Source organism: uncultured Tepidimonas sp. (genome assembly GCF_938045175.1).
Lineage (GTDB): Bacteria > Pseudomonadota > Gammaproteobacteria > Burkholderiales > Burkholderiaceae_C > Tepidimonas.
This window is the reverse complement of the sequence record NZ_CALIND010000039.1, coordinates 1-11,009: the sequence shown is the minus strand read 5'-3', so window position 1 is coordinate 11,009 and position 11,009 is coordinate 1. Positions and strand designations below refer to the sequence as shown.

General features: G+C 66.2%; 11 protein-coding genes and 1 tRNA gene. All 12 read right to left on the bottom strand.

The annotated features are described in order from the left end of the window. A partial coding sequence (gene nuoG, locus Q0716_RS02015) for an NADH-quinone oxidoreductase subunit NuoG (RefSeq protein WP_299019094.1) occupies window positions 1–1,711 on the bottom strand: 1,711 nt, incomplete at its 3' end. 13 nt (window positions 1,712–1,724) lie between these two features. Next, window positions 1,725–3,077: an NADH-quinone oxidoreductase subunit NuoF gene (gene nuoF / locus Q0716_RS02010; RefSeq protein WP_299019092.1), complete on the bottom strand. Its 1,353-nt coding sequence runs from the start codon at window positions 3,075–3,077 to the stop codon at window positions 1,725–1,727. A gap of 2 nt (window positions 3,078–3,079) precedes the next feature. Next, a complete protein-coding gene (nuoE, locus tag Q0716_RS02005) occupies window positions 3,080–3,604 on the bottom strand; it encodes an NADH-quinone oxidoreductase subunit NuoE (RefSeq protein WP_299019090.1) in 525 nt (174 codons plus the stop codon). Then, window positions 3,601–4,854 (bottom strand): NADH-quinone oxidoreductase subunit D, encoded by a 1,254-nt coding sequence (locus Q0716_RS02000; protein WP_299019088.1) that lies wholly within the window; start codon window positions 4,852–4,854, stop codon window positions 3,601–3,603. The genes nuoE and Q0716_RS02000 overlap by 4 nt, the downstream gene beginning before the upstream one ends. A gap of 29 nt (window positions 4,855–4,883) precedes the next feature. Further along, window positions 4,884–5,498 (bottom strand): NADH-quinone oxidoreductase subunit C, encoded by a 615-nt coding sequence (locus Q0716_RS01995; protein ID WP_299019096.1) that lies wholly within the window; start codon window positions 5,496–5,498, stop codon window positions 4,884–4,886. Between the two features lie 79 nt (window positions 5,499–5,577). Beyond that, window positions 5,578–6,057, bottom strand: a complete 480-nt coding sequence (locus Q0716_RS01990; protein WP_299019087.1) for an NADH-quinone oxidoreductase subunit B — start codon at window positions 6,055–6,057, stop codon at window positions 5,578–5,580. 44 nt (window positions 6,058–6,101) lie between these two features. Continuing rightward, window positions 6,102–6,461 (bottom strand): NADH-quinone oxidoreductase subunit A, encoded by a 360-nt coding sequence (locus tag Q0716_RS01985; RefSeq protein ID WP_299019085.1) that lies wholly within the window; start codon window positions 6,459–6,461, stop codon window positions 6,102–6,104. A gap of 50 nt (window positions 6,462–6,511) precedes the next feature. Further along, window positions 6,512–6,596: transfer RNA gene (locus tag Q0716_RS01980), tRNA-Leu, on the bottom strand. A gap of 152 nt (window positions 6,597–6,748) precedes the next feature. Further along, the gene (gene secG, locus Q0716_RS01975) at window positions 6,749–7,108 is read right to left on the bottom strand and encodes a preprotein translocase subunit SecG (RefSeq protein ID WP_299019083.1); all 360 of its coding nucleotides are present in this window, start codon (window positions 7,106–7,108) and stop codon (window positions 6,749–6,751) included. 43 nt (window positions 7,109–7,151) lie between these two features. Continuing rightward, complete coding sequence (gene tpiA / locus Q0716_RS01970) at window positions 7,152–7,916, bottom strand: triose-phosphate isomerase (RefSeq protein ID WP_299019081.1); 765 nt, start codon at window positions 7,914–7,916, stop codon at window positions 7,152–7,154. Between the two features lie 5 nt (window positions 7,917–7,921). Then, complete coding sequence (locus tag Q0716_RS01965) at window positions 7,922–8,935, bottom strand: NAD(P)H-quinone oxidoreductase (RefSeq protein WP_299019080.1); 1,014 nt, start codon at window positions 8,933–8,935, stop codon at window positions 7,922–7,924. A gap of 28 nt (window positions 8,936–8,963) precedes the next feature. Next, a partial coding sequence (gene pnp / locus Q0716_RS01960) for a polyribonucleotide nucleotidyltransferase (RefSeq protein WP_299019078.1) occupies window positions 8,964–11,009 on the bottom strand: 2,046 nt, incomplete at its 5' end.

Here is an 11,009-nt window from a genome sequence, read left to right as displayed (position 1 = left end):
ATCCGTGGGGCTCCACGGGATAGATGGAGAAGTCCTCGTCCGCGGCGGCGAGGCAGGCCCCCGCGAGCACGCCACCGCCACCCGTGGGGACCAGCAGCGCGTCCAGGGTGATCCCTGCAGCGCGTGTGTCCTCGAGCAGCTCGAGCGTCGCTGTGCCCTGACCTGCGATGATGTCCTCGTGGTCGAAGGGCTGGATGATGGTGGCGCCGGTCTGCTCGGCGATCCACTGCGCCAGCGCCAGCAGCGTGGCCGCGCGCGCGTGGTGCGCGGCGGCGTTGCCCAGCAGCACGGCCTTGCGCTCACCACTGAGCAGCGACTGCGCGATGGCGCGCGCGTCATCATCCGCCGTCACGCCTTCGGCACCGGCCGGCAGCGCGCCACCGCGGGCCTCGGCCACCGCGGCGGCCACGCGCGCCAGCGCCGCCGCCCAATCGCTTGCCGCCACGCGCAGCACGCGGTGCAGCGGCATCGCCCAATCCGGCGGCGCGGCCACCAGGGCCGACACCTGCGCCCCTTTGCGCACCGCCTGCCGGATGCGCTGCGCGAACAGGGGGTGGTCTTTGCGCAGGTTGGAGCCGATGACGAAGGCGCGGTCGAGCGTGGAGAGTTCCGCGATCGGGCGCCCCAGCCAGCGTGCGCGCCCAGCGGGTGCCGCGTTGTCGAACGCGGCCACGCGCAGGCGGTGATCGATGTTCGGGCTGCCCAAACCGTCCATGAGTGCCTTGGCCAGCGCCAGCTCTTCCACCGTGGCGTGTGGGCTGGCCAGCAGCCCGATCGCGCCTGCGCCGTGCTGCGCGCGCACGTCCCGCAGGCCGTGCGCCACGTAGTCCAGCGCCGTTTTCCAATCGACGGTGCGCCACTGACCCCCTTGCTTGATCATCGGCTGTGTCAGGCGATCGGGGCCGTTGAGCGCCTCGTAGCTGAAGCGGTCACGGTCCGCAATCCAGCACTCGTTGACGGCCTCGTTTTCCAGCGGCACCACGCGCAGCACCCGGTCGCCCTTGACCTGCACCACCAGGTTGGCGCCCGTGGAGTCGTGCGGGCTGATGCTCTTGCGCCGCGACAGCTCCCAGGTCCGCGCCGCGTAACGGAACGGCTTGCTGGTCAACGCACCGACGGGGCACAGGTCGATCATGTTGCCCGACAGCTCGGAGTCCACCGTCTGGCCGACGAAGGTCTCGATCTCGGAGTGCTCGCCGCGGTGGCTCATGCCGAGCTCCATGACGCCGGCGATCTCCTGCCCGAAGCGCACGCAGCGCGTGCAGTGGATGCAGCGGCTCATCTCCTCCATCGAGATGAGCGGACCGACATTCTTGTGGAAGACGACGCGCTTTTCCTCCTCGTAGCGCGAGCGCGTGCCGCCGTAGCCCACCGCCAGGTCTTGCAACTGGCACTCGCCGCCCTGGTCGCAGATGGGGCAGTCGAGCGGGTGGTTGATGAGCAAAAACTCCATCACCGCTTTTTGTGCCTTGACGGCTTTTTCGCTCTTGGTGCGCACGACCATGCCCATGGACACCGGGGTGGCGCACGCCGGCATGGGCTTGGGCGCCTTCTCCACGTCGACCAGGCACATGCGGCAGTTGGCCGCGATCGAGAGCTTTTTGTGGTAGCAGAAGTGCGGGATATAGACGCCGGCTTTTTCGGCCGCATGCATGACCATGCTGCCCGGTGGCACCTCCACCTTCTTGCCGTCGAGTTCGATTTCGACCATGGTGGGCTTTCCCTCAGACATACGCCGGGACCATGCAGGTCTTGTGTTCGACGTGGTATTCGAATTCGTGCCGGAAATGCTTGATCATGCCGCGCACGGGCATGGCCGCCGCGTCACCCAAGGCGCAGATGGTGCGGCCCATGATGTTTTCCGCGACGTTGTCGAGCAGCTCCAGGTCGCTGGCGCGGCCCTGGCCGTTTTCGATGCGATCGACCACGCGCCACAACCAGCCCGTGCCTTCGCGGCATGGCGTGCACTGGCCGCACGATTCGTGCATGTAAAAGTAGCTCAGCCGCTGCAGCGACTTGACCATGCAGCGCGTCTCGTCCATGACGATGACGGCCCCCGACCCCAGCATCGACCCAGCCTTGGCGATGCTGTCGTAGTCCATGGTGCAGTCCATCATGATGTCGGCCGGCAGCACTGGCGCCGACGAGCCGCCGGGAATGACGGCCTTGAGCCGCCGTCCGCCGCGCACGCCGCCAGCCAACTCCAGCAACTTGGCAAACGGCGTGCCCATGGGGATCTCGTAGTTGCCAGGCCGCTCGACATCACCGCTGACCGAGAAGATCTTGGTGCCGCCGTTGTTGGGCTTGCCCACCTCCAGATAGGCCTGCCCCCCGTGGCGGATGATCCACGGCACCGCCGCAAAGGTTTCGGTGTTGTTGATGGTGGTGGGCTTGCCATACAGGCCGTAGCTGGCCGGAAACGGCGGCTTGAAGCGCGGCTGGCCCTTCTTGCCCTCCAGCGACTCCAGCAGCGCGGTTTCCTCGCCGCAGATGTAGGCGCCAAAACCGTGGTGGGCATGCAGCTGGAAGCTGAAGTCACTGCCCAGGATGCGCTCGCCCAGGTAGCCCGCGGCACGCGCTTCCTCCAGTGCCTCCTCGAAACGCTCGTAGACCTGGAAGATCTCGCCGTGGATGTAGTTGTAGCCGACCGAGATGCCCATTGCGTACGCCGCGATCGCCATCCCTTCGATGACGATGTGCGGGTTGTACATGAGGATGTCGCGGTCCTTGCATGTACCCGGCTCGCCTTCGTCGGAGTTGCACACCAGGTATTTCTGGCCTGGAAATTGCCGCGGCATGAAGCTCCACTTCAGCCCGGTCGGAAAGCCCGCACCGCCGCGGCCACGCAACGCGCTGGTCTTGACCTCGGCGATGACCTGGTCGGGGGTCATTCCCTCGCCGCCATCCTTGCCCAGAATCTTGCGCAGCGCCTGGTAGCCGCCGCGTGCCTCGTAGTCTTTCAGGCGCCAATTGGTGCCGTCGAGCCCGGCGTAGATCTGCGGGGCGATGTGCCGGCCGTGGAAGCAGCTCTGCACCCCAGTGGCCTGAAACTGTTGCAAAAGCGCATGGGCCTTCATGACTATTCCTCCGCGGCGGTGCGGCGCAGTCCGTCGATGAGCTGATCGAGCCGATCGTTGGACATAAAGCTGCACATGTGGCGGTCGTTGACGAGCATCACCGGCGCATCGGCACACGCGCCCAGACACTCACTTTGTTGCAGCGTGAACACGCCGTCGGCCGTGGTCTCGCCTGGCTGCACGCCGAGCTTTTCGGCCAGATATTGCAGCGCCTTGCCGCCGCCGCGCAGCTGGCACGGCAGATTGGTGCAGACGTTGAGCTTGAAGCGCCCCACCGGCTGCTGGTTGTACATGTTGTAGAAGGTGGTGACCTCGTGCACCGCGATGGGTGGCATGCCCAGATACTGGGCCACCCCCAGCTCGGCCGCCGGACTGACCCAGCCGTATTCTTGCTGCACGATGGCCAGGCACGCCATCACGGCGGATTGCCGCTGGTCAGCCGGATATTTGGCCACCTCGCGGGCAAAGCGCGCCAGTATCGCCTCGGACAGTGCCATCGGCTCGGCGGTGCGGGGTTCGGTGCTCATCGGTCGATCTCTCCAAACACGATGTCCATGGTGCCGATGATGGCCACCGCATCGGCCAGCATGTGCCCGCGCGCCATTTCATCCAGGCACGAAAGGTGCGCGAAGCCAGGCGCGCGGATTTTGAGGCGATACGGCTTGTTGGCACCGTCGCTGACGAGGTAGATGCCGAACTCGCCCTTGGGGTGCTCGACCGCCGCGTACGCCTCGCCCTCGGGGACGTGGAAGCCCTCGGTGAAGAGCTTGAAGTGGTGGATGAGCGCCTCCATGTCGGCCTTCATCGCCTCGCGCTTGGGCGGCGCGACCTTGGTGTTGTCGGTGATCACTGGGCCGGGGTTGGCGCGCAGCCAGTCCACGCACTGCTTGATGATGCGGTTGGACTGGCGCATCTCTTCCATGCGCACCAAATAACGGTCGTAGGTATCGCCCGTCTTGCCCACCGGGATGTCGAAGTCGAGCCGGTCGTACACCTCGTAGGGCTGCTTCTTGCGCAGGTCCCACGCGATGCCGGAGCCGCGCAGCATGGGGCCGGTCATGCCCATGGCCAGCGCTTTCTCGGGCGGGACAACACCGATGCCCACGGTGCGCTGCTTCCAGATGCGGTTGTCGGTCAGCAGCGTGTGGTATTCGTCCAGGTACTTGGGGAAGCGTTGGGTAAAGTCGTCGATAAAGTCCAGCAGCGAACCCTGGCGGTTGCGGTTGAGCTCCTCGAGCTGGCGCGCGTTGCGGATTTTGCTGACCTTGTACTGCGGCATGGTGTCCGGCAAGTCGCGGTACACCCCACCCGGGCGGAAGTACGCCGCGTGCATGCGCGCGCCCGAGACCGCCTCGTACATGTCGAACAAGTCTTCGCGCTCGCGAAAGCAGTACAGCAAGATCGTCGAGCTGCCGCAGTCGTTGCCGTGCGAGCCCAGCCACATCAGGTGATTGAGCAAGCGGGTGATTTCGGCAAACATCACGCGGATGTACTGCGCGCGAATCGGCACCTCGATGCCCAAGAGCTTCTCGATCGCCAAGCAATACGCGTGCTCGTTGCACATCATCGAGACGTAGTCCAGCCGGTCCATGTAGGGCAGCGACTGGATGTAGGTCTTGTGCTCGGCGAGCTTTTCGGTGGCGCGGTGCAACAACCCGATGTGCGGGTCGGCGCGCTGCACGACCTCGCCGTCGAGCTCCAGCACCAGACGCAGCACACCGTGCGCAGCCGGGTGCTGCGGGCCGAAGTTCAGGGTGTAGTTCTTGATGTCAGCCATGACGTTTCAACCCTCGGGACGTGCGGCCCTCAGTGCAGCCCCCCGTACGAATCTTCGCGGATGATGCGTGGCGTGATCTCGCGCGGCTCGATCGTGACCGGCTCATAGATGACGCGCCGGCGCTCGGGGTCGTAGCGCATCTCGACGTGACCGGACAGCGGAAAGTCCTTGCGAAACGGGTGACCGATGAAGCCGTAGTCGGTGAGGATGCGGCGCAAATCGGCGTGCCCCTCGAAGACGATGCCGTACAGGTCGAAGGCTTCGCGCTCGTACCAGTTGGCCGACGGCCAGATCGCGGTGACGGAATCGATGACGGGAAAATCGTCGTCGGGACAGAAGGTGCGCACGCGCAGCCGCTGATTCAGGCTGACCGACAGCAAATGCACGACGACGGCAAAGCGCGGGCCATCCCAGGCGCCGTCGCGATAGGTGGAGTAATCGACGCCGCACAGATCGATAAGCTGCTCGAAGCGGCACGCCGGGGCGTCACGCAGGGTCTGCATCACTTCCCGGTAGTCCGCCGCCGCGACCTCCACCGTGACCTCGTCATGACTGACTTTCAACGTGCGAATCCGCTCCCCCAGCGCAGCAGCGACCGCGTCGCGTACCGCCTCGGCGGACGGGCGCACGCTCTGGGTTGCCAAGGCCGCCCAATCGGCGGCTTGCGTCGTCGTGGTCATCGTGTTTACTCCTGGTGCGTGGGCAGTGCCATCGGCGCCGCCGTCACACACGGGCGATCGTTTGGGTACGACGGATCTTGTGCTGCAACTGGATGATGCCGTACAGCAGCGCCTCGGCCGTCGGCGGACAGCCGGGGACATACACATCCACCGGAACGATGCGGTCGCAGCCGCGCACGACCGAATAGCTGTAGTGGTAGTAACCGCCGCCATTGGCACACGAGCCCATGGACAGCACCCAGCGCGGCTCCGCCATCTGGTCGTAGACCTTGCGCAGCGCGGGCGCCATCTTGTTGCACAGCGTGCCCGCCACGATCATCAAGTCCGACTGGCGCGGACTGGCACGGAACACCTCGGCGCCGAAGCGCGCGATGTCGTACCGGGCCGTGGCGGCATGCATCATCTCGACCGCACAGCACGCCAGCCCAAACGTCATCGGCCACAGCGAGCCGGTCTTGGCCCAGTTCACCACCGCGTCGTAGCTGGTGGTGAAAAACCCTTGTTTGAAAACCCCTTCGATCATCTGCCGCTCCTGGTGTTGCCTGTCGAGTCACGCCAACGGTTGCGTCATTCCCAGTCCAGCGCGCCCTTCTTCCACTCGTAGACGAAGCCGACGACCAGAATCATCAGGAACATCACGCCCGCCCAGAAGCCCGTTGCGCCGATGTCCGAAAAGGCCACCGCCCACGGGATGAGGAAGGCGATCTCAAGGTCGAACAGGATGAAGAGGATGGCCACGAGGTAGTAGCGCACATCGAACTTCATGCGCGCGTCTTCGAAGGCCTCGAAGCCACACTCGTAGGGGGAGTTTTTTTCCGGATCCGGACGATTGGGACCCAGCAAATACCCAAATACCTGAGGGAGTACACCGACGGCCAAGCCCACCAGAATGAACAGGAGGACGGGCAAATATTGCTCTAGGCTCACGGTCGTCTCCGGCAAAAAGCGCCCTGGGGGCGCTTCATCGGTAACAGGATTGGTGCCGACGGCGAGACTCGAACTCGCACAGCTTTCGCCACTACCCCCTCAAGATAGCGTGTCTACCAATTCCACCACGTCGGCAAGGGTGCATCGTCGAGGGCTGGATTGGCTGCACCGCACCAGCGAGGTTCGTCATCTCGACGACGGACCGCATTGTACCCCGAAAACCGCCCTATTCTGGGGGCCCCACAGGGCTAGGGGATTCCCCGCAAGGGCGGCTTGCGGCCGGGACCTCACTGGCCCGGGATCTGCGAAGCAGCACCACCCGACTGGGCCGGCGCCGGCACCGCTGGCTCGATGGGCACCGCGGGCACGGTCTCGAGCACGCTGCCGGAGCTGGCCGCCTGCGGCCGCTGATAACCCAGGAACGCCAACGCCAGCGTCGAGGCCAGGAACACGGTTGCCAGCACGGCCGTGCTGCGTGACAAGAAATTGGCGCCACCCGATGCCCCGAACAGGCTGGCGGATGATGCCCCGCCACCAAAGGCCGCACCGGCGTCGGCGCCCTTGCCGTGCTGCATGAGCACCAGCCCGATCATGACCAGCGCGGACAGCACCTGCACCACCATCAACAGGGTCAAAAGCACGTTCATGAAAACTCCTACGAAACAAAAGTATTGGCTGGCGAACGCCGCATCAGACCGCGGCGCGCACGATGCGCAAAAACTCCTCCGCCTTGAGCGAGGCGCCGCCGATCAGGCCGCCGTCGATGTCGGGCTGAGCCAGCAGCGCGGCCGCATTGCCCGCGTTCATGCTGCCACCGTACAGGATGCGCACGCGCCGCGGCTCGGGAACCGCCGCGCCGAGCTGGGCGCGCAGCACGGCATGCACGGCTTGCGCCTGCTCGGGCGTCGCCGTGCGTCCGGTACCGATGGCCCACACCGGCTCGTAGGCGACGACGATTTCGGACACGCAGTGGCCCACGGTGTGGATGACGGCCGCGAGCTGGCGCTTGACCACCGCTTCGGTCTGGCCCGCCTCGCGCTGCGCCTCGGTCTCGCCGACGCAGACGATGGGCGTGATGCCACAGGCCAGTGCGCGCTGCGCCTTGCGCGCCACCGCCTCGTCGGATTCGCCGTGGTCGCGTCGCCGTTCGGAATGGCCCACGATCACGTAGCGGCAGCCAAAATCCCGCAACATGGCGGCGCTGACCTCGCCGGTGTAGGCGCCCGCTTCGTGTTCCGAGACATCTTGCGCCCCCCAGGCGAGCGGGCTGCCCGTGCACAGGGCCTGCACCTGCGCGAGATACGGCGCGGGCACACACACCGCCACGTCTACCGCCGCGGTGTCGGCATCCAGCCCGGCCAGGATCGCCTGCAGCAGTGCCTCATTGCCCGCCAGGCTGCCATTCATCTTCCAATTGCCGGCGATAAGCTTGCGTGTCACAGTCGTCGTCTCCATCCGAATCAGGCCGCCGCGCCACTCCAGTCGAGCACGATCTTGCCGATGTGTTGGTTGCTCTCCATGAGCGCGTGCGCCTGCGCCGCCTGTGCCGCCGGGAAGACCCGGTACACGACGGGCCGGATGGCGCCGCGTTCGATGAGCGGCCAAATGCGCTGGCGCAACTCGCGCGCGATCGCCGCCTTAAAGGCCACTGGACGCGGCCGCAGGGTCGAGCCCGTGATGGTCAGGCGTCGGCGCAGCAGCTTGCCGGCGTCGAACGCCGCCTCGACACCCCCCTGCACCGCGATGATGACCAAGCGGCCATCCTCGGCCAGGCAGTCGATCTCGCGCGCCACGTAGGGGCCGGCCACCATGTCCAGAATCACGTCCACGCCTCGACCACCCGTCAGGCGCGCCACTTCGGCCACGAAATCCTGCTGGCGGTAAACGATGGCGTGGTCCGCACCGAGGCGCACACAGGCCTCGGCCTTGTCGGCCGAGCCCACGGTCACCAGCACCCGCGCGCCCATGGCACGCGCCATTTGAATGGCGGTCACGCCAATGCCGCTCGCCCCACCCTGCACCAGTAGCGTCTCACCCGCTTGTAGCCGGCCGCGGTCGAAGACATTGCTCCAGACGGTAAAGAACGTCTCGGGTATCCCGGCGGCCTCGACGTCGCTCCAGCCGCGCGGCACCGGCAGGCACTGCCCCACCGGCGCAACGCAATACTCGGCGTAGCCGCCCCCCGCAACCAGCGCGCACACCCGTTGGCCGATGCGCAGCCCGGCGGCTTCCATGGCCTCGACGTCACCGCTTTCGATGACCCCGGCCACCTCCAAACCCGGCAGATCGGAGACGCCGGGCGGGGGGGCGTAATGCCCGCGCCGCTGCAGCACGTCGGGCCGGTTGACGCCCGAGGCGCTGACGCGAATGAGCACCTCGCCCTCACCCGGCTCGGGCCGGGGGCGTTGCGTCAGGCGCAGCACCTCGGGTCCGCCGAAGGCGGTGATTTCGATCGCCTGCATCAGCGCGGCCATGACAAGGCTCCGGACGAACGCGCAGCGCTCACTGTTGCTGTTGCTGCTGTTGCACGCTGGCCTCGCCGCGGTCGAGCAGCGCCTTCATCGACAGCTTGATGCGGCCCTTGTCGTCGGTCTCGAGCACCTTGACCTTGACGATCTGGCCTTCTTGCAAGAAATCGCTGACCTTCTCGACCCGCTGGTTGGCGATCTGGCTGATGTGCAGCAGCCCATCCTTGCCCGGCAGGATGTTGACCAGGGCACCGAAGTCCAGGATCTTGGTCACCGGACCCTCGTAGACCTGACCCACCTCGACCTCGGCGGTGATCTCCTCGATGCGGCGGCGCGCCTCGGCGGCACGGTCGGCGTCGGTGGAGGCGATGGTAATGGTGCCGTCCTCGGCGATGTCGATCGTGGTGCCAGTCTCCTCGGTCAGCGCGCGGATGGTCGCACCGCCCTTGCCGATCACGTCTCGGATTTTCTCCGGGTTGATCTTCATGGTGTACAGGCGCGGCGCGTAGGCCGAAATCTCCTCACGCGCACCACCGATCGCCGCCTGCATCTTGGCCAGGATGTGCAGACGCGCTTCCTTGGCCTGGGCCAGCGCCACCTGCATGATTTCCTTGGTGATGCCCTGGATCTTGATGTCCATCTGCAACGCGGTCACGCCTTGCGTGGTGCCCGCGACCTTGAAGTCCATGTCGCCCAAGTGGTCTTCGTCACCCAGAATGTCGGTCAGGACCGCGAACTTGTTGCCTTCTTTGATCAGGCCCATGGCGATACCGGCCACGTGCGCCTTCATCGGCACCCCCGCGTCCATCAGCGCCAGGCAGCCGCCACAGACGGTGGCCATGGACGACGAGCCGTTGGACTCCGTCACCTCGGACACCACGCGGATGGTGTAGGGAAACTCGTCCTTGCTGGGCAGGCAGGCGACCAGCGCGCGCTTGGCCAGACGGCCGTGGCCAATCTCACGGCGCTTCGGTGCGCCCACGCGGCCGGTCTCGCCGGTGGCGAACGGCGGCATGTTGTAGTGCAGCATGAAGCGGTCCTGGTATTCGCCCGACAGCGCGTCGATGATCTGCGCATCGCGCTCGGTGCCCAGGGTGGCAATGACCAATGCCTGCGTTTCGCCACGCGTGAACAGCGCCGAGCCGTGCGTGCGCGGCAGCACGCCGGTGCGAATCTCGATCGGACGCACGGTGCGGGTGTCGCGCCCGTCGATGCGCGGCTCGCCAGCCAGGATCTGCTGGCGCACGATGCGCGACTCGATCTCGAACAGCAACCCGTCGACCTTGACCTCGTCGAAGGCCACGCCCTGTTCGGCCAAGCCCGCCTTGACAGCGGCGTAGGCCTCGCGGCAGGCCTGGGTGCGGGCCTGCTTGTTGCGGATCTGGTAGGCCGCGCGCAAGCGCTCCTCGCCCAACTCGGTGACCTTGGCGATCAGCGCTTCGTCGCGCGCCGGCGGCTGCCAGTTCCAGACGGGTTTGCCGGCGACGCGCACCAAATCGTTGATCGCCTCGATGGCGATCTTGCCCTGCTCGTGCCCGAACACCACCGCGCCCAGCATCACCTCTTCGGTGAGCTGGTCCGCCTCGGACTCGACCATCAGCACCGCCGATTCGGTACCGGCCACGACCAAGTCCAGGCGCGAGTTGGCTTTCTCGGTCGGCCCCGGGTTGAGCACATACTCGCCGTTGACGTAGCCGACACGGGCAGCGCCGATCGGGCCGTTGAACGGGATACCGCTGATGGCCAGCGCCGCGCTCGACGCAATCATCGCGGGGATGTCGGCATCCACCTCCGGGTTGAGCGACAAGGTGTGCACGACGATCTGCACTTCGTTGAAGAAGCCGTCGGGAAACAGCGGACGGATGGGCCGGTCGATCAGTCGGCTGGTCAGCGTCTCGTATTCGCTGGGACGGCCTTCGCGCTTGAAGAAGCTGCCCGGGATCTTGCCGGCCGCATACGCCTTCTCGACGTAATCCACGGTCAGCGGAAAGAAGTCCTGACCGGGCTTGGCCTCGGGGCGAGCGACGACGGTGGCGAGCACGACGGTGCCCTCCATGTCGAGCAAGACGGCGCCCGTGGC

Coding starts and splice junctions, on each gene's coding strand:
- Q0716_RS02000 (WP_299019088.1), bottom strand. CDS start 4,854: ATGGCTGACATCAAGAACTACACCCTGAACTTCGGCCCGCAGCACCCG.
- nuoE (WP_299019090.1), bottom strand. CDS start 3,604: ATGAGCACCGAACCCCGCACCGCCGAGCCGATGGCACTGTCCGAGGCG.
- tpiA (WP_299019081.1), bottom strand. CDS start 7,916: ATGGAGACGACGACTGTGACACGCAAGCTTATCGCCGGCAATTGGAAG.
- Q0716_RS01990 (WP_299019087.1), bottom strand. CDS start 6,057: ATGATCGAAGGGGTTTTCAAACAAGGGTTTTTCACCACCAGCTACGAC.
- nuoF (WP_299019092.1), bottom strand. CDS start 3,077: ATGAAGGCCCATGCGCTTTTGCAACAGTTTCAGGCCACTGGGGTGCAG.
- Q0716_RS01965 (WP_299019080.1), bottom strand. CDS start 8,935: ATGGCCGCGCTGATGCAGGCGATCGAAATCACCGCCTTCGGCGGACCC.
- secG (WP_299019083.1), bottom strand. CDS start 7,108: ATGAACGTGCTTTTGACCCTGTTGATGGTGGTGCAGGTGCTGTCCGCG.